Source organism: Mesorhizobium sp. M0833, assembly GCF_040319905.1.
Taxonomy (GTDB): Bacteria; Pseudomonadota; Alphaproteobacteria; order Rhizobiales; family Rhizobiaceae; genus Mesorhizobium.
The window spans coordinates 181,012-197,800 of the sequence record NZ_JAMYOQ010000005.1 but is presented as its reverse complement, the minus strand read 5'-3'; the positions used below and the strand labels follow the sequence as shown (position 1 = coordinate 197,800).

Annotated in this window: 22 protein-coding genes; 11 read left to right on the top strand and 11 right to left on the bottom strand. The window is 63.0% G+C overall.

The features are described from left to right. Positions 1–6: 6 nt before the first annotated feature. Positions 7–840, top strand: coding sequence for a phenylalanine 4-monooxygenase (phhA, locus tag NKH98_RS08510; protein WP_352897639.1), 834 nt, complete (start codon positions 7–9; stop codon positions 838–840). On the opposite strand, the gene NKH98_RS08505 is transcribed toward phhA, so the two are convergent. Continuing rightward, positions 835–1,335 carry a MarR family winged helix-turn-helix transcriptional regulator gene (locus NKH98_RS08505; RefSeq protein WP_352686442.1) on the bottom strand — a complete coding sequence of 167 codons (501 nt, stop codon included), beginning with the start codon at positions 1,333–1,335 and terminating at the stop codon, positions 835–837. The two genes, phhA and NKH98_RS08505, sit on opposite strands and share 6 nt — an antisense overlap. A 93-nt stretch (positions 1,336–1,428) precedes the next feature. Between NKH98_RS08505 and NKH98_RS08500 the strand changes: the two genes are divergently transcribed. Continuing rightward, positions 1,429–1,596 carry a hypothetical protein gene (locus tag NKH98_RS08500; protein WP_352897636.1) on the top strand — a complete coding sequence of 56 codons (168 nt, stop codon included), beginning with the start codon at positions 1,429–1,431 and terminating at the stop codon, positions 1,594–1,596. 69 nt (positions 1,597–1,665) lie between these two features. On the opposite strand, the gene NKH98_RS08495 is transcribed toward NKH98_RS08500, so the two are convergent. Next, a complete protein-coding gene (locus NKH98_RS08495) occupies positions 1,666–2,427 on the bottom strand; it encodes a GGDEF domain-containing protein (protein ID WP_352897634.1) in 762 nt (253 codons plus the stop codon). Positions 2,428–2,588: 161 nt separating this feature from the next. Between NKH98_RS08495 and NKH98_RS08490 the strand changes: the two genes are divergently transcribed. Further along, positions 2,589–3,296: a pyrimidine 5'-nucleotidase gene (locus NKH98_RS08490; RefSeq protein ID WP_254815882.1), complete on the top strand. Its 708-nt coding sequence runs from the start codon at positions 2,589–2,591 to the stop codon at positions 3,294–3,296. A 33-nt stretch (positions 3,297–3,329) separates the two neighbouring features. Here the strand turns inward: NKH98_RS08490 and NKH98_RS08485 are convergent, their stop codons facing one another. Next, the gene (locus tag NKH98_RS08485; RefSeq protein ID WP_352506025.1) at positions 3,330–4,169 is read right to left on the bottom strand and encodes an LOG family protein; all 840 of its coding nucleotides are present in this window, start codon (positions 4,167–4,169) and stop codon (positions 3,330–3,332) included. Between the two features lie 145 nt (positions 4,170–4,314). Between NKH98_RS08485 and dapD the strand changes: the two genes are divergently transcribed. The 4 genes from dapD to NKH98_RS08465 all read left to right on the top strand — a co-directional run bounded on the left by dapD (position 4,315) and on the right by NKH98_RS08465 (position 7,721). Next, positions 4,315–5,169 (top strand): 2,3,4,5-tetrahydropyridine-2,6-dicarboxylate N-succinyltransferase, encoded by an 855-nt coding sequence (dapD, locus tag NKH98_RS08480; RefSeq protein ID WP_352506026.1) that lies wholly within the window; start codon positions 4,315–4,317, stop codon positions 5,167–5,169. 30 nt (positions 5,170–5,199) lie between these two features. Beyond that, entirely contained in the window at positions 5,200–5,577 is a 378-nt protein-coding gene (locus NKH98_RS08475; protein WP_352455974.1) for a DUF805 domain-containing protein, read from the top strand. A 21-nt stretch (positions 5,578–5,598) separates the two neighbouring features. Next, entirely contained in the window at positions 5,599–6,387 is a 789-nt protein-coding gene (locus NKH98_RS08470) for a hypothetical protein (protein ID WP_352897632.1), read from the top strand. 233 nt (positions 6,388–6,620) lie between these two features. Continuing rightward, the gene (locus tag NKH98_RS08465) at positions 6,621–7,721 is read left to right on the top strand and encodes a GGDEF domain-containing protein (RefSeq protein WP_352897630.1); all 1,101 of its coding nucleotides are present in this window, start codon (positions 6,621–6,623) and stop codon (positions 7,719–7,721) included. On the opposite strand, the gene NKH98_RS08460 is transcribed toward NKH98_RS08465, so the two are convergent. Next, positions 7,691–7,942 (bottom strand): hypothetical protein, encoded by a 252-nt coding sequence (locus NKH98_RS08460; protein ID WP_352477031.1) that lies wholly within the window; start codon positions 7,940–7,942, stop codon positions 7,691–7,693. The two genes, NKH98_RS08465 and NKH98_RS08460, sit on opposite strands and share 31 nt — an antisense overlap. 129 nt (positions 7,943–8,071) lie before the next feature. On the opposite strand from NKH98_RS08460, the gene dapE reads away from it, so the two are divergent. Beyond that, positions 8,072–9,271, top strand: a complete 1,200-nt coding sequence (gene dapE, locus NKH98_RS08455; RefSeq protein WP_352800848.1) for a succinyl-diaminopimelate desuccinylase — start codon at positions 8,072–8,074, stop codon at positions 9,269–9,271. A gap of 2 nt (positions 9,272–9,273) precedes the next feature. Continuing rightward, a complete protein-coding gene (locus tag NKH98_RS08450) occupies positions 9,274–9,882 on the top strand; it encodes a transporter (protein ID WP_254815875.1) in 609 nt (202 codons plus the stop codon). On the opposite strand, the gene truA is transcribed toward NKH98_RS08450, so the two are convergent. Genes truA through def form a run of 4 tightly spaced genes read right to left on the bottom strand, consistent with a single transcriptional unit; the run spans position 9,864 to position 12,620 of the window. After that, positions 9,864–10,619: a tRNA pseudouridine(38-40) synthase TruA gene (gene truA / locus NKH98_RS08445; protein WP_352897627.1), complete on the bottom strand. Its 756-nt coding sequence runs from the start codon at positions 10,617–10,619 to the stop codon at positions 9,864–9,866. The genes NKH98_RS08450 and truA overlap by 19 nt on opposite strands. Positions 10,620–10,637: 18 nt before the next feature. Then, on the bottom strand, positions 10,638–11,147 hold the full coding sequence (locus NKH98_RS08440) for a GNAT family N-acetyltransferase (RefSeq protein WP_254815873.1): 510 nt from the start codon (positions 11,145–11,147) through the stop codon (positions 10,638–10,640). Further along, positions 11,144–12,073 carry a methionyl-tRNA formyltransferase gene (gene fmt, locus NKH98_RS08435; RefSeq protein WP_352897703.1) on the bottom strand — a complete coding sequence of 310 codons (930 nt, stop codon included), beginning with the start codon at positions 12,071–12,073 and terminating at the stop codon, positions 11,144–11,146. Before fmt ends, NKH98_RS08440 begins: the two co-directional genes overlap by 4 nt. Before the next feature lie 16 nt (positions 12,074–12,089). Next, positions 12,090–12,620, bottom strand: a complete 531-nt coding sequence (gene def / locus NKH98_RS08430) for a peptide deformylase (RefSeq protein WP_352477028.1) — start codon at positions 12,618–12,620, stop codon at positions 12,090–12,092. Positions 12,621–12,723: 103 nt separating this feature from the next. Between def and NKH98_RS08425 the strand changes: the two genes are divergently transcribed. Continuing rightward, a complete protein-coding gene (locus NKH98_RS08425; protein ID WP_352897625.1) occupies positions 12,724–13,986 on the top strand; it encodes a DNA recombination protein RmuC in 1,263 nt (420 codons plus the stop codon). A 39-nt stretch (positions 13,987–14,025) separates the two neighbouring features. Here the strand turns inward: NKH98_RS08425 and NKH98_RS08420 are convergent, their stop codons facing one another. The 3 genes from NKH98_RS08420 to NKH98_RS08410 all read right to left on the bottom strand — a co-directional run bounded on the left by NKH98_RS08420 (position 14,026) and on the right by NKH98_RS08410 (position 16,407). Further along, a complete protein-coding gene (locus tag NKH98_RS08420; RefSeq protein ID WP_352897624.1) occupies positions 14,026–14,430 on the bottom strand; it encodes a GFA family protein in 405 nt (134 codons plus the stop codon). 79 nt (positions 14,431–14,509) lie between these two features. Next, on the bottom strand, positions 14,510–15,475 hold the full coding sequence (locus NKH98_RS08415; protein WP_352897622.1) for a cation diffusion facilitator family transporter: 966 nt from the start codon (positions 15,473–15,475) through the stop codon (positions 14,510–14,512). Between the two features lie 122 nt (positions 15,476–15,597). Then, positions 15,598–16,407 carry a transglutaminase-like domain-containing protein gene (locus NKH98_RS08410; protein ID WP_254815869.1) on the bottom strand — a complete coding sequence of 270 codons (810 nt, stop codon included), beginning with the start codon at positions 16,405–16,407 and terminating at the stop codon, positions 15,598–15,600. A 215-nt stretch (positions 16,408–16,622) separates the two neighbouring features. Between NKH98_RS08410 and NKH98_RS08405 the strand changes: the two genes are divergently transcribed. Then, on the top strand, positions 16,623–16,748 hold the full coding sequence (locus tag NKH98_RS08405) for a hypothetical protein (RefSeq protein ID WP_013528464.1): 126 nt from the start codon (positions 16,623–16,625) through the stop codon (positions 16,746–16,748). The last annotated feature ends 41 nt before the right edge of the window (positions 16,749–16,789 follow it).

Genomic DNA, 16,789 nt, shown 5'->3' with positions numbered 1-16,789 from the left:
CAAGCCATGACAATGAACGTTGCCGACTATGCCCGCGAATGCGCGGCGCGAGGCCTTCGCGGCGATTATTCCGTCTGCCGTGCCGATTTCACCGTGGCGCAGGGCTACAATTATAGCGACGAAGAACAGGCGGTGTGGCGCACGCTGTGCGACCGCCAGACGAAGCTGACCAGGAAGCTGGCCCACCACTCCTACCTCGACGGCGTCGCGGCACTCGGCCTTCTCGACAAGATCCCGGATTTCGGTGCGGTCAGCGAGAAGCTGCGCAAGTTCACCGGCTGGGAGATCGTCGCCGTGCCGGGGCTCATCCCCGCCCAGCCGTTCTTCGACCATCTCGCCAACCGCCGCTTCCCGGTCACCAACTGGCTGCGAACCCAAAAGGAACTCGACTACATTGTCGAGCCCGACATGTTCCACGATTTCTTCGGTCACGTGCCGATCCTGACGCAGCCGGTCTTTGCCGACTTCATGCAGATGTATGGCAAGAAGGCCGATAGCGTGATTGCGCTCGGCGGCGACGAGATGATCACCAGGCTTTACTGGTACACCGTCGAATACGGCCTGATACGCGAGCCGGGCCAGCCGCTGAAGGCTTTCGGCGCTGGGCTGATGTCATCCTTCACAGAGCTTCAGTTCGCGGTCGAAGGCGGCGAGGCGCACCATGTTCCCTTCGACCTGGAAACCGTAATGCGCACCGGCTACGAGATCGACAAGTTCCAGCGCGCCTATTTCGTGCTGCCGTCGTTCGACGCCCTGCGTGATGCTTTCGAGACAGCCGATCTTGCGGCGATCGTGGCGCGCCGCAAAGGCGAGCCAGCGATCGACCCGGCGAGCCTATAGGCTGTCGGTTGTTTCCAACGCCTCGGCCTTCAGCCGGGCCAGCTGGTCGCGCTGAAGGTCGAGGGATGCCGTGACGAAGCGCAGGATCGTGGCGAGTTCAATGTCGCTGAATGTGGCGATCACCTTTTCCCCCTCCTGCGCGATCGCGCCATAATAGCGCGTCGATAGTTCTCGCGTGAGTTCCGTCGCCTCTATGACCACCTTGCGCCTGTCCTCGAGGCTGCGCGTTCGTGTCAGCAGGCCGCGCGCCTCCAGCCGGTCGATCAGCGCGGTGACCGCAGCCGGCGTCAACCCTGTTGCGGCCGCGACCTCGCCAGCCGATCGCGGGCCGCCATAGAGCAGCGCCAGGCAATGGCGTTCCGCCATGCTCAGCCCAAGCCTATCGCCCACTGCCTCGTCATAAGCCTGCGTCGCGTCCTGCCAGCCCATAATGGCAAGGCTGATAGCGGTCTTCATGTCTGCCCGATTCATGCTTGACGAATTTATTTCGATCATCTAACTATCAATCTGTCTAACATTATGGCTATTATAGTAATGTGCTGCATCGGGCACAAGGCAAGGCCTATGCAGCCTGCAAGGAGTGAAAAAATGAATCAGACCCCGACGCGCGGCCCACTCACACCGGCTGAGGAGTTCAAATACGCCAAGCTGGCGGTGGAGTGGTATGGCTGGGGCTCTCCCATTGGCCTTGGCATCGCTCTGGTCGCGCTGGCGGCCGCCGCCCTGCTGTTCCGCATCGCCATACTCGGATTTTGACAGTCTGGCCACGGCGCGGTTGAATGCAGACAGGGTGGAACTCTCCCAGCGGAAGGCTCAGGGCCGAGCTCAGGCGGCTTCGGAAATATCGCGGTCGATGATCGACAGATTGCGGCCGCGATGCTTGGCCTCGTAAAGCCGCTGGTCGGCGGCGCGCATCAGCTCCGACACTGCGGCGTCCCTGCCGCAGGTGATGCCGCCAATACTGACTGTCAGCGGAACCGATCGTTCGTCGATGGGCCGGAAACGGATACGCTCGACCTCACGGCGGATGCGCTCAGCGACGCGCCTGGCCTCGTGTTCGGTGGCACCAATCAGAAGGGCGCAGAATTCCTCGCCGCCGATACGCCCAAGCACGTCGCCGCTGCGCACGCCACGCTCTATCGCCTTTGCGATCAGGAGCAGCGCATCGTCGCCGATCAGATGGCCGTAGCTGTCGTTGATGGTCTTGAAATGGTCGGCATCGACGATCAGCAATGCCCCGCGATCGGATTTACGCCGAGAGCCGTCGAGGGCGGCAAAGAAACTTTCGCGGTTGAGCATGCCGGTCATGTCGTCGCGGCTCGCCTTGTCCGCCAGACGCCGGTGCGCGGCGGCGAGTCGGGCATGGGCGCGGGCGAGCTCGCGATGCGCGGTCTGCAACCTTTCGCCCTGCCAGAACGTATAGGCGCCGACGCCCCAGGCAAGCGCGAGCGGGCAGACGGTGGATGTCAGCCAGATGGTGCGATTGGTCGGAAACCCCATTGCCGGCACGACGATCAGCGTCAGCAAAAGCGAGACCGCTACAGAGGCGAAAGCGATGGCGGCAGACTTTAGAATTATGCGATTCATCGCTGGCTCCCACTGGTCCGTCTTGGTCCCAGCAAGCGCTGAATGTCACCTTTCGGCGATGCTTAAAATTTTAATCGTTTCGCCATTTTCACCATCCTTAGCGCGCATAGGTGGTGGATAAACCTCCTGTTAGAAAGATCGTTTCGTGCCATAAGGACGGTATGACCACACTTCCCGACCCCGCCCGCTTTGCCCATGTCACCGACTGGGTGTTCGATCTCGACAACACGCTTTATCCGCACCATTCGAATCTGTTCTCGCAGATCGATGTGAAGATGACCGCCTACGTCGGAGAATTGCTGACGCTGCCGCGCGCGGAAGCACGCAAGCTGCAAAAGGAGCTCTACCGTGAATACGGCACGACACTGAACGGATTGATGACGCGCCACGGCATCGACCCCGACGATTTTCTCGAGAAAGTGCACGACATCGATTATTCCTGGCTGGTGCCCGATCCCGTCCTCGGCACCGCCATTCGCCAGCTTCCCGGCCGTAAATTCATCTTCACCAATGGCGATCGCCGGCATGCCGAACGCACCGCGCGGCAGCTTGGCATTCTCGAGCATTTCGACGATATTTTCGATATCGTCGCAGCCGGACTGAACCCCAAGCCAGCGCGGCAATCCTATGAAAGATTTGCCGAGCTCCACGCCGTTACCGGGCAAAATGCGGTGATGTTCGAAGATCTCGCCCGCAACTTGTCGGTACCGAAATCGCTGGGCATGACCACGGTGCTGGTGGTGCCGCGCAATTTCGAGCCGACCTTCTCGGAAATTTGGGAACGCGACCCGGCCAACGAGGACGATGTGGACTTCGTCACCGACGATCTCGCCGGCTTTCTCACGGCAATCGTCGAAGTCCCTGCTTGAGGCAGCCGGCGCGCTTCAAGTCCTGCTTGCATGTCAAAGTTTATAGAAGCGGCTGACGATCCCCCAGGCCTCGTCGGCGGTCTCGACGAAATCGATGATATCCTGGTCGCCGGGAGTGATCGTGCCTTGCTCGGCGAGGAAATCAAGGTCGATTGCCCTTGCCCAGAAAGCCTTGCCGAACAGAATGACCGGCACGCGTTCCATGCGGCCGGTCTGGATCAGGGTCAGCGTTTCGAAGAACTCGTCCATCGTGCCGAAGCCGCCGGGAAATACCGCAACGGCCTTGGCACGCATGACAAAATGCATCTTGCGGACCGCGAAATAGTGGAAGTTGAAGCAGAGTTCCGGCGTCACGTAGGCGTTTGGCGCCTGCTCGTGCGGCAGCACGATGTTGAGACCGATCGACGGCGCGCCAACATCGTCGGCGCCACGATTGCCGGCCTCCATGACGCCCGGCCCGCCGCCGGTCACCACGACGAATTCGCGATAGTACGAGGTGGCCGACTGCTGTGAGCAGAGGCGGGCGAATTTGCGCGCCTCCTCGTAATATTTGCTGTTTTGCTCGAGGTTCTTCTTCTGCGTCTCGTTCTTGGCCGCCCAGGCTTCGCCGCCGGGCTCGGGAATGCGGGCGCCGCCGAACAGGATGACGGTCGATTGGATGCCGCGCTCGGCCAGGATCATCTCCGGTTTCAGCAGTTCGAGCTGCAGCCTGACCGCGCGCAACTCGCGCCGCGTCATGAAATCGGGGTCGTTCCAGGCCAGCCGATATGTCTCCGCGCGCGTTTGCGGCGTGTCCGGCACGCTTCTCGACCGCTCCAGATCCTCGTCCGAATGCGGCAGCGGCGTCCATCCCGCCTTTTCCATGGGAGTCATATTTGCTTTACCCGTCCAATCATTCACTTGCGCCGTCCCGTGACGCTGCCGCGATTGACCCTCCCCAAGCCTTCACATAGGGTCCGCGCGACTTTCAAACAGGTTAAGGCGCCGGCCCTTAACAGCTTGGTAATGGAGCGAATTCATGTCGAAGCACGATCTCGCGAGCCTCGAGGAGATCATCGAGAACGCCTTCGAGGAACGCGACACGATTTCGACCGCAACCCGCGGCGAGACGCGCGAGGCCATCCAATCGGCGCTCGACCTGCTCGACCGGGGCGTCGCCCGCGTCGCCGAGCGGCAGGCCGACGGCAAATGGCACGTCAACCAGTGGCTGAAGAAAGCGGTGCTGCTGTCCTTCCGGCTCAACCCGATGGAGATCATCAAGGGTGGTCCTGGTCAGGCGGTTTGGTGGGACAAGGTGCCCTCGAAGTTCGACGGCTGGAGCGCCGTCGATTTCGAGAAGGCCGGCTTCCGCGCCGTGCCGTCGTCGATCGTGCGCCGCTCCGCCTATGTCGCGCCGGGCGCCGTGCTGATGCCGTCCTTCGTCAATGTCGGCGCCTATGTCGACAGCGGCACCATGGTCGACACCTGGGCTTCGGTCGGCTCCTGCGCCCAGATCGGCAAGAATGTGCATCTGTCGGGCGGTGTCGGCATCGGCGGTGTGCTGGAGCCGATGCAGGCGGGTCCCACCATCATCGAGGACAACTGTTTCATCGGCGCCCGTTCCGAAGTGGTCGAAGGCTGCATTGTGCGCGAAGGCTCGGTGCTCGGCATGGGCGTCTTCATCGGCCAGTCGACCAAGATCGTCGACCGCGCCACCGGCGAGATCTTCTACGGCGAGGTGCCGCCTAATTCCGTCGTCGTCGCCGGCTCGCTGCCCGGCAAGCCTTTTCCAAACAACGAGCCCGGCCCCAGCCTCTACTGCGCCGTCATCGTCAAGCGGGTCGACGCCAGGACCCGTTCCAAGACCTCGATCAACGAATTGCTGCGCGATTGATCTTTCTCAACGAATACGGACGGAATTCGCTTGCCTGATAGATCAGACCTCATCTGGCTTTTCTTCAAAGCTTCGGGCCGCGTCAGCCGCGCGGCCTATTTTCTTGGAGGATTGCTGGTGGCCATCATACAGGCCTTCCCGCTCTACCGTTTCACGCTGGTGCCGGAAGGCACCACCGAGAGCAACATGTGGTCGTTTATTTTCTTCATCGCCTTCATTGCCTCGCTTTGGTCGAACGTGGTGCTGGCGGTCAAGCGGTTGCACGACCTCGACAAGCCGGGCGTTGCGGCGCTGGTGCTTTTCGTGCCGGTTGTCTCGATCATCGCTTTCCTGGTGCTTTGCCTGTTTCCAGGGCAACCCGGCCCCAACCGCTACGGCAAGCGCACCAATGCCCCGGCTGAACCCTGAGCGCCGATCGGACATTTCGTCATGCGCTACCGCTCGCTTGATCCGAAACTGATCCTCGAAACCGCCGAACGGCTGGAAGGGCGCATCGCCGAGCGCTTTCCCGATGCAGGCTTGCGCGGCGTCGCCGCCGAGCTGGTGTCGCTGTCGCGCGATCTGGCAAAGGCAGCCAAGGCGCTGGAGGCGCCGATCTGGTGGCTGCGCGGCCTCATCATCGCCGCCTTCGTCGCCGGAGCGCTGATGTTCCTGTTCGTCGGCACAATCCTGCCGCTTGGCCGCATCTCGGGAAACCACGATGCCTTCCAGTCGGTGCAAGGAATCGAAGCCTCCCTCAACGTGATCATCCTCGCGGTGCTGGGCTTCCTGGCCCTGATTCGCTCCGAGGAGCGGATCAAGCGCAAGCGGGTGTTTCGCCAGCTCCACGGGTTGCGGTCGCTGATCCATGTCATCGACATGCACCAGCTGACCAAGGATCCGGCCGCACTTTCACCCAGTTTCAAGCCGACTGCCCATTCGCCAGCCCGCATCACCAACGCCGCCGACCTTGCCCGCTATCTCGACTACTGCTCCGAAATGCTGTCGATCACCGGCAAGATCGCCGCGCTGTTCGCGCAATCGGTGAATGACGCCGTGGTCATCGACGGCGTCAACGACATCGAGAACCTGGCTTCGAACCTCTCGCGAAAGATCTGGCAGAAGATCACGCTGATCGAAACCCCTCATGGGCAGCCGGCACGTGCGGCGAAGACCGATCCCGAGCCGGGTCCGCCGCGTCGGCCTGCAATCCGCAGACGACCGGGGCCGGCAAGCTAAAACCGGCGACCCGGCGGCAGATCCGCTAGAGCGGCAGAGCGGGGAGTTCCGAAAGCCCGGTTTTGCGCCGGATGCTCTAAGCGAATGTTAATCACCCTGGCCCAGCATGCCGGCGAAGACTGTGTCGACCGGCACGGAGCGCTCGACTGGCAAGCGACCTATCCCTGATCACCAAGGAGCCGCGCAAAACGTGGAGCGCCGCCGCTCGCCTGTTTGCCTGGTTCTCTTCGCCAATGAAATTGGAACCGGAAGCTGTCCGCGCCCGGCTTCTCGACACCACCTTCGACCGCAAATTCGCAGTCCTGTTCGGCACCATCAGCGTTCTGTTGGTTGCGGTCAGCGCCGCTCTCGCCACCGGGGATTGGTGGCCCTACGCCTGGATTGCCGCCGACCTGATGCTTTTCACCGTCCGCGTTCTGCTGATGCGGGAATGCGAGCAGGCCCGCACGCGCGGCTCGAAAGGGCCGCTGGCGGGCCTGATGGCAGCCAGCGGCGTCTGGTCGGTCGTCTTCGGCCTCGGCTGCTATGGCTGTGTTGCCAGCAGGAATATGGCGCTTTCCGTACTTGCCGCCTTGAATGTCGCAGGCGTCGTCGGCGTGGTGTCGTCACGCAATGCGGCGACCCCGCGCTTCGCCATATTCGTCATGTTGGCCGTAAGCCTGCCTTACGTGGTCGGTGCATTGTTTTCTGCGGCGCCCGGAATGCCGATCGTCGGAATTCAAACGCCGTTCTATGTGGCCGGCGTCATCATCGTGCTGCTTCAGAACCACGCAATCAATGCCCGCATGATCCGCGCCGAACTGGACAATCGCGACCTGGCCATCAAGGACGCGCTGACCGGCCTGCCAAACCGCATCTTCCTGCAGGAGAAATTGCGCGACATGTGCCGCGAGCTTGCGGCGCCGGCCGCCAATGGCGGCAAGCCGTTTGCAGTGCTCAGTATGGATCTCGACGGTTTCAAACAGGTCAACGACCGTTTTGGCCACGCCGTCGGCGACGTGCTGCTGCGCAAGGTGGCCGAACGATTGAAGCGCGGCTTCCGTCCGGGGGACGTTGTCTTCCGCATTGGTGGCGATGAATTTGTCATCCTTTTGCCCGCAACCTCGGAGATCGAGGCCACCTACCTGGCAAAGCGGGCCATCGAAAAGGTCTCGGTGCCTTTCGACCTCGGGGTCGGTTCCGCCATCCATGTCGGCCTGAGCGTCGGCAGCGCCTTCGCACCCGCCGACGGCGGCGATCCGGAAATCCTGCTCACCTGTTCCGACCATGCGCTCTACGAAGCCAAGCGCACCGGCAAGGGCCGTTACTGGGCACCTGTGCGGGCTACCATCTGACGGCGACGGCTTCCGGCGACAGGCAGGGCGATCCGCTTCTCTCCTGCCCGGCCGGCCATGCCTTGCATCGCGCCGCTCTTGACCGTTGCTTGCAGCGCCTTCTCGATGCGCGGCCGCGCCAGCAAAACCATTTTTCGCCCGGCAAGTATCGGGCAGCCGCCGGCGTAGCAGCCGATACTGCCGGCACCGGCGATTACGATTGTCTTGCCATGCGTGATCATGCGATGGCCCTGCCCTGGTCGAGAGGCCTTGCCGCAATCATACGACGTGAAAACCATAATGTCGGCGGCATGTCTGGCCCTTATGTCTGGCCGTGACAGTCCCTGCGCTTTCGACTATCGCTTTTGCCCATGACGCTGCCTACCGATCCGACCAGAAATCTGGCTGCTCTCATCCGCTGCGCTTCCGTGACGCCCGCCGAAGGCGGTGCGCTGAGCGCGCTGGAAGAAATGTTGAAGCCGCTCGGCTTTGCCGTCGAGCGCCCGGTGTTTTCCGAATCCGGCACACCTGACATAGAGAACCTTTACGCGCGGCGTTCCGGCAACGGCCCGCATCTGATGTTTGCCGGCCATACCGATGTCGTGCCGGTGGGCGATGAAACAGCCTGGACGCACCCGCCCTTTGCCGCCGACATCGCCCATGGCGAGATGTTCGGCCGCGGCGCCGTCGACATGAAGGGCGGCATTGCTTGTTTCGTCGCGGCGGTAGCGCGACACATCGCGCAGAAGGGCGGCCCGAAGGGGTCGGTCTCGCTGCTGATAACCGGCGATGAGGAAGGTCCGGCGATCAACGGCACGACGAAACTGCTCGAATGGGCGGCCGCCAAAGGCGAGAAATGGCATGCTGCGATCGTCGGCGAGCCGACCAATCCCGACGTGCTCGGCGACATGATCAAGATCGGCCGGCGCGGCTCGCTATCGGGCACGGTCGTCGTCAACGGCCGCCAGGGACACGCCGCCTATCCGCAACTGGCCGACAACCCGGTGCGCGGCCTGGTGACGCTGGTCGACGCCTTGCTTCACCCCGTCTTCGACAACGGAACAGGGGATTTCCAGCCGACCAATCTTGAGGTGACCTCCATCGATGTCGGCAATCCTGCCACCAACGTCATCCCGGCGAAGGCGGCGGCTACCTTCAATATTCGCTTCAACGACACATGGACCGCCGAGACGATCCAGGCCGAGATCCACAACCGCCTCGACCGGGCGGCGAAACGCAAGAAATACCGCGCCGGCAGGACGACGCCCGTCGACTACGAGATCGCTTGGCGCGACGGACCGAGCCACGTTTTTCTGACACGCGACGACAGGTTGATCGAGACGCTTGGCGGCTCGATCAAGGCGGTGACCGGCAGGAAGCCGGCGCTGTCCACCTCCGGCGGCACCTCCGATGCCCGCTTCATCAAGGATTATTGTCCGGTGGTCGAATTCGGCCTTGTCGGCAAGACCATGCACATGGTCGACGAACGCGTGGCGATTGCCGACCTCGAGACGCTGACGCAGATTTATCTGCGCTTCGTTGAAGACTGGTTTGCGCAGGACATATCCTAGTGATGCTTTCAGCGGATGAAACCTACGCTTCGCTTGCCGGTGCCTGGCGGCTGATGCTCGGCAAGGCCGACGGATTTCGCCTGCTCGACCTTTCGGCGGACGGATTCTGGAACTCCTTTTTTGCCATCGTCGTCGCGGCGCCGGCACTGATCGTCGGCTGGGTCGGTATTGCCAACGAGATCGGCGACCCCAACGCATTCGTCGGCCGTTTCAGCATGTTGATCCGCCTGGCCACCGTCGATATCGGCGCCTGGGTGCTGCCGCTCATAGGCCTCGCCTTGGTGGCGCCGCGGGTCGGCGTCGGCGGCCGTTTCGTCCATTATGTCGTGGCCAGCAACTGGGCCTCGGCGATCATCGCCTGGATGATGCTGCCATCGGCGTTGATCCGGCTTTTCCTGACGTCGGCCAACGAAGTCTCCGGACTCGTGTCGCTGCTGTTGTTCGCGCTGTCGATGGTCTTGACCTGGCGGATGACCAACGTTGCGATCGGCAGGGGTGCGGCCGTCGGCAGCGCCGTTTTTGCCGGCATGTTCGTGGCGTCGCTGATTGTCCTGTTCGGACTGCAGGCGCTGCTCGGGATCAGCGTTCCGGATCAGCCAGGCGTCGGATAATCGACGCCGACGAGAAACAGCCCGTCGGGCGGCGCCACCTGACCGCAGGCTGCACGGTCGCGCGCCTCAAGCGCCGCCTTGAGGTCGGCAACAGTCCAGCCGCCTTCGCCGACGCGTTTGAGCGAGCCGACCATAGAGCGCACCTGGTTGTGCAGGAATGAGCGCGCCGAAGCGCGGACCTCAATGAAATCGCCCGTCCGGCTGACATCCAGCCGGTCGAGTGTGCGGACCGGGCTGGAGGCTTGGCACTGGGTCGAGCGGAAGGTGGTGAAATCATGCCGGCCAAGCAGCACCTTTGCCGCTTCGTGCATGGCCCCGGCATCGAGTTGCTTCGGTACCCACCAGATCTTGCCCTTGTCGAGCGCCGCCGGCGCGCGGCGATTGACGATGCGGTAGAGGTAATGGCGGCCGATCGCCGAGAAGCGCGCATCGAAACCATCCGGCACGGAGGCGGCCTTCAGGATGGCGATGCGCACCTTGGCCGCCTGCAGATGCGCGTTGACGGCGTCGCGCACCTTGTCGCCGGGCCATGCCTTGATCAGATCGACATGCGCCACCTGAGCGGTCGCATGGACGCCGGCATCGGTGCGGCCGGCGGCGCGCACCGAAACCTGCTCACCGCAGAACTTCTCGATCGCCTGCTCGATCGCTTGCTGCACCGAAGGCTGGTTGGCCTGGCGCTGCCAGCCGGCGAAGAGACTGCCGTCATATTCGATGTCGAGGCGAAAACGCGGCATTCCCGGATCGAGGCGAAATCAGGCGGCGAGGGCTGAGCCGAAGGCCGAGGCGTAGACCAGCCTGCCGGTCTCCGGCGCCTCGCCCCAGGCAAGCGCCTGCAAAGCCTCGCTTTGGTACTCGCTCTCGAATTTCGCTGCACGGGCGCGGCTGTAACCGAAACGTCCATAGTAAGCGGGATCGCCGAGCACCACGGCGAGCGTCTCGCCAGCAGCCTTCAGGCGGATATGCGCCTCGCGGACCAGCGCACCGCCGATGCCGGTGCCGTGGAACGACGGCTCGACCGCCAAAGGAGCCAAAGCCACCGCCGGGAAGCTCTTGCCGCCATTCTGCACGAAAAGCCGTGAAAACAGGATGTGCCCGACCACTTGCCCGTCTTCGTCCGCCACCAGTTCGACGACGGCATCACCGCCGGTGACCAGCGCGTCGACCAGTCCGGCCTCCGTCTGCTGGCCGAATGCGTGTTCTTCGACAAGGCGGATCGCCTCGCGGTCCCGCGGCGTCGCCGCGCGTATGGACATCATGCTCATGACAATTTCATTCCTTTTTCGAGCTTGGCCCCGCGCAGAAACTCCTGCGCGGCAATGGGCCTTGCGCCCGCACGTTGAACTTCGACCAGCCTGATCGCGCCTGACCCGCAGGCTACCGTCAGCCGGTCATCGAGAATTCCTCCCGGTTCGCCGGCGCCTTGCGAGAGCGTCGAGCGAAGCAGTTTCAGCCGTTCTACGCGGCCGCCGATTTCGGCCTCACACCATGCGCCGGGAAAGGGCGACAGACCGCGAATCTGGTTGTGCACGTCGCCGGCAGGTCGCAGCCAGTCTATGCGAGTCTCCGATTTATCGATTTTCTTGGCGTAGGTCACCCCCACCTCCGCCTGTGTGGTAAATGTCAGCGTATTCCGCTCCAACCGTTCCAGCGCTTGCACCATCAGCGCAGCACTGAGGACCATCAGCCGGTCGTGCAGATCGCCGGCCGTCATGTCGGGTCCAATCGGACATTTTTCAACCATTGCCACTGGCCCGGTGTCGAGGCCTTCCTCCATCCGCATCACCATCATGCCCGTTTCGGTGTCGCCGGCGATGATGGCGCGCTGGATAGGGGCAGCGCCGCGCCAGCGCGGCAGTAGCGATGCGTGGCCGTTGAGGCAACCGAGCCGCGGCGCCTGGAGAATGGGTTTGGGCAGAAGCAGGCCGTAGGCGACGACCACGGCGACGTCGGCGCGCAAGGCGCGGAACGCCTCCTGCTCCGCCTCGCCCTTCAGCGACACCGGCGTCCGCACCTCGACGCCCAACCGATCCGCCTCGCGCTGCACCGGCGACGGCGTCAGTTCGAGCCCGCGCCGGCCGCCGGCGCGCGGCGGCTGCGTGTAGACGGCGGTCAACCCGTGCCCGGCCCCGGCAATCGCCCGCAGCGTCGGCACGGAGAATTCGGGCGTACCCATGAAGATGACACGCAGGGGCATTCGTCGACCCCTATCCCACCATCTTGCCCGGCGCCTTGTCCCTGGCGAGCTTTTTGAACTTCTTGACCACCATGTCCCGCTTCAGTTTTGAGATGTGGTCGATGAACAGCACGCCGTTGAGATGGTCGATCTCGTGCTGCAGGCAGGTCGCCATCAGCCCCTCGGCCTCGATCTCCTGCAGCTTGCCGTCGCGATCGAGATACTTCACCCGCACCGCGGCGGGGCGCTCGACTTCGGCATAGTAATCGGGGATCGACAGGCAGCCTTCCTCATAGACCGAACGCTGGTCGGAGCTTTCAAGGATTTCGGGATTGATGAAGACGTGCGGTGCCGGCGTCTCGTCCTCCTTGGCGAGGTCGATCACCAGCATGCGCAAGGGTTCGCCGACCTGGATCGCTGCGAGGCCGATGCCGGGCGCGTCATACATAGTGTCCAGCATGTCGCCGGCCAGTTTGCGCAAATCGCCATCGACACGCTCGACCGGTTTTGAAACCTGGCGCAGGACGGGATCGGGGAGGATGATAAGAGGCTTGATCGACATGGCGTCTCACCTAAGACCTCGCAGGAAAAGCGTCAACCGGGACGGCTTCGGGTCGTTCACGTTTTGATCTGTGCCGGCAGACCGAATCATCTATGCTGTCGGCATGAACGATCTGGCCACCATCCTGTCCGAACCTGTCGCCCGCCTCGGCGCCACCACGCTCACGCTCGGCCAAGCCCTGGGTTTCGGCGCAATGCTGTTCCTTGGACTGTTCGTGGCGCTCGTCGTTGCGCTCTGGCGATCGGCCAAGGCGCGTGCAGTGGCGGCCGCCGAAGCCGCCGACCACGCCCGTGACGCCGAGGTGCGGATGGCCGGCATCTTGGCAAGCCAGGCGGAAATGCAGGGCCGCATGGGCGCCATCGCCGAAGTGTTCGGGGCGCGCCAGGCGGAACTGACCCAGTCGATCGGCCAGCGCCTCGATGCCATGACCGGCCGCCTGGGCCAGACCATGACCGAGCAGACGAGATCGACGCATGAGAGCCTCGCCAAGCTGCAGGAACGGCTGGCGGTTATCGATATCGCGCAAGGCAATATCCAGTCGCTGGCCGGCCAGGTCGTGCAATTGCAGGCGATCCTTTCCAACAAGCAGACGCGCGGCGCCTTCGGCCAGTCGCGCATGGAGGCCATCGTCGCCGACGGATTGCCGCACGGCGCCTATGAATTCCAGGCGACCTTGTCGAATGGCAGCCGGCCCGACTGCCTGGTGAAGATGCCGAACGGCGCGCCGTCACTTGCCATCGACGCAAAGTTTCCGCTCGAGGCGTGGAATGCCATCCGTGCCGCCGAAGGCGCCGACCTGCAGAAGTCGGCCGCACAGGCTTTCCGGCGCGACATCGAGGTGCATGTCCGCGATATTTCCGAAAAATACCTGATCCAGGGCGAGACGCAGGACACCGCCTTCATGTTCGTGCCCTCGGAATCGGTGTTCGCCGAAATCCATGAGAATTTCGAGGCCGTTGTCCAAAAGGCGCATCGATCGCGGATCGTCATCGTCTCGCCATCGCTTTTGATGCTGTCGATCCAGGTCATTCAGGCAATCCTCAAGGATGCCCGCATGCGCGAGCAGGCACACCTGATCCAGGGCGAGGTCATCCGGCTGATGGAAGACGTCTCCCGGCTCGACGAGCGGGTGCGCAAATTGCAGACGCATTTCGGTCAATCGGCCAAGGATATCGACGACATTCTGGTCTCGACATCGAAGGTGACCCGGCGCGGACAAAAGATCGAGGCGCTGGAGTTTGGCGTGCAGCCGGCGGAGGATACCGCTGGTTCGAATGGCAGCGGAGCAAAAGCGGAAAGCAGCGCGCGTGTCGCCGATTCGAAAACCGGGCAGTTGAGGCTAAGGGTCGTCGAAGGCGACGATTGAGAGCTACGCCGGAACCGGAGGCTTCACCCGGATCTGGCGCTACTGCTCCTCGATGATGATCGTGCCTTCGAATTCCGGCAGCCAATGCAGCGCCGAGCGGTGCCAGATCTGCTTTCTCGGCACCAGTTGCTCGCGCTGCCGTGCCGTGCCGACCCTGATGCCGTAAACCTTCGGTCCCTCGCCCGCCGACGTGGCGTAGAGATGCGAGCCGCACTCACCGCAAAACGCCTGGGCGCGCTTGGCGCCGCTCGAACCGGTCTTGATGTAGATTTTCGGCTTGCCCTTGGTGATCCTGTAATTGTCCTCGGACGCCGGCACGGTGACGCGAAAGGCCGTTCCGGTTAGCTTCTGACAATCGATGCAGTGACAAATGGTGGTCTTTTCCGGATCGACCTCGGCCTCGTAAGTGATGGCGCCGCAATGACACCCGCCGTCGATTTTCATCTTCGTTCCTCCCGAGCTTTTGCCTGCGATCATAGCCGGGACTGCCCGACGGCGCATCGATTTCCTCAAGCCATTTTCCTTAGGCCGGTTCTTGTCCGGATGCCCCCGCCAAGGCCTTGCTCCGGCGTTCCCAGGTGCCGGTGGTCTGAGGCTTGACGAACAGCCGCGTCACCTCCGGCATCTCCGCTTTCAGCCGCGTCTCAAGGCGTTCGACGCAGGTCTCTATCTCGGGCGCCGACAAGTGGTCCTCGAACTCGATGCTCAGAGCGGCGACGATCTCCTGCGGACCCATATGCAGCGTCAGCGCGCCATTCGCCCGCTGCACCGCCGGGTCCTGCTGGACGATGTCCAATACTTTCCTTTGCACCTCGGGCGAAGCCGGCTCGCCGAGCAGCAGGCTTTTGCTTTCGCGCGCCAGGAAGATCGCGGTTGCGCCTAGGATCAGCGCGATGCCGATCGACGCGGCGCCGTCGAGCTTCGGCATGTCCAGCAGTTCCGCCGCCGATATGCCGGCGAAGGCGACAACGAGGCCGAGAAGTGCCGCGCTGTCCTCGAAGAGTACGGTGTAGACGCTCGGATCCTTGCTGAGCTGCACCGCCTCGAGCCAGCCGTGGCTGCCTTTTTGGTGGCGGAACTCCTTCAGCGCCACCAGCCAAGAGGTGCCTTCGAAGAGAAAGGAAAGGCCAAGGACAGCGTAGTTCACCTTGGCGTTGGCAATCGGCTCCGGCGTCATGATGTGCGTCACGCCTTCGTAGAACGATATGCCGGCGCCCAGTGCAAAAACGAGGAGCGCAACGATGAAGCTCCAGAAGTACAGCTCGCGGCCATGGCCGAGCGGATGCGTACGGTCGGCCGGGCGCGCGGCGCGGTGCATGCCGTAAAGCAGCAGGCTGCCATTGCCGGTATCGACGAGCGAGTGGACGCCTTCCGAGAGCATTGCCGAGCTGCCCGTGAACAAGGCAGCGGCGAATTTGGTCAGTGCGATCGCAAGATTTCCGGCGAGCGCCGCATAGATCACTTTTTTCGACCCGCCATGCGCCGCCACGGTGTGCTGCCTTGGTTGATGCACCGAGATTGGCGGAGCGCCCGCCCACGCTCCACAGCTCTCACAACGCCTGAAGCGCCGAGTTGTTCACGAGGTCAGTTATCCAAAAGGGCGGCGCGGGGCTATTCGACGACCTCGTCCGTCCAGACCTTGAAGCCAGCCAGCGCGCCCGGCCCGAAAATGTGGGTCAGCGGCACATCAGCGGCATCGCGCCCGGAAGCAATCAGGATGCGGCCGATGCGCGGCGCGTTGTTGCGCGGGTCGAACGCGTGCCAGCGGCCGCCGAGATAGACCTCCATCCAGGCGGCGAAATCCATGTCCGACCACGGCTTTGGCAGGCCGATGTCACTGATATAGCCGGTGCAGTAGCGGGTTGGAATATTCAGGGCGCGGCAGAAGGCAACAGCGAGGTGAGCAAAGTCGCGGCACACACCACTCTGCTCGCGATAGGCCTCGGCGGCGGTGCGTGTCGGCCGTGCATTGAAATAGTTGAAGACGATGTGGTTATGGACGAAGTCGCAGACCGCCTGGACGCGCGGAATGCCGAGCGGGGTGCTGCCGAACAGCCGCCACGCTTCATTCGACAGCACGTCGCTCTCGCAATAACGGCTGGGCAGCAGGAACAGCAGCGTCTCCGACGGCAGATCGCGCACCTCGTGCTGCCACGCCGTCAGCTCGCGCGTCTCGAAGGAGCCGGGGTCGCGGATGACCGCGTCGGTGCCGAAGGCAAAGCGCCCGGCCGGCGCAACGAGACGGTTGCACCAATTGCCGAAACTGTCGCGGTAGCTCTCGATCGGCACCGGCGGGTTCGACGTCAGGAAGTCCGGCCGCTCAAGATCGGATGCGCGCGAATAATGGACATTTAGCATCGCGATCAGCGGTGTTTCCTGCGGGAAGTCGAAGCTCATCTGGCAACCGATGTGGATCCGCATTGTCGTCCTGACCGGCCTGCCTGATCATCAGCCGGCGAAACGCGAGGGCTGATGCTGCAGTGCGAAGAAGATCATGGCACGGACCGCTGCGGTTTACGAGGGAATTAGAAACCGGTTGACAGCCATCGGTCAGGGCGACTGCCCGGCAGCGGCCTCTTGCAGTCGAGCGTTTTCTCTTGTTTCACTTCGCCAGACATCAACTGGAGGAACGAATCATGGCTAAGGGTGCGATGAAGGCAGGCAAGGAAGCCCGCAAGCCGAAGAAGGACGCGAAGAAACCAGCTCCGGCGCCGGCCCTGAAGGCACCGCCGGTGAAGGCGATGAAGCTGAAGGACAAGTAGGGCCGAAGCTACCGTTTCGGCTTATTTCGACCGGCCGCAAA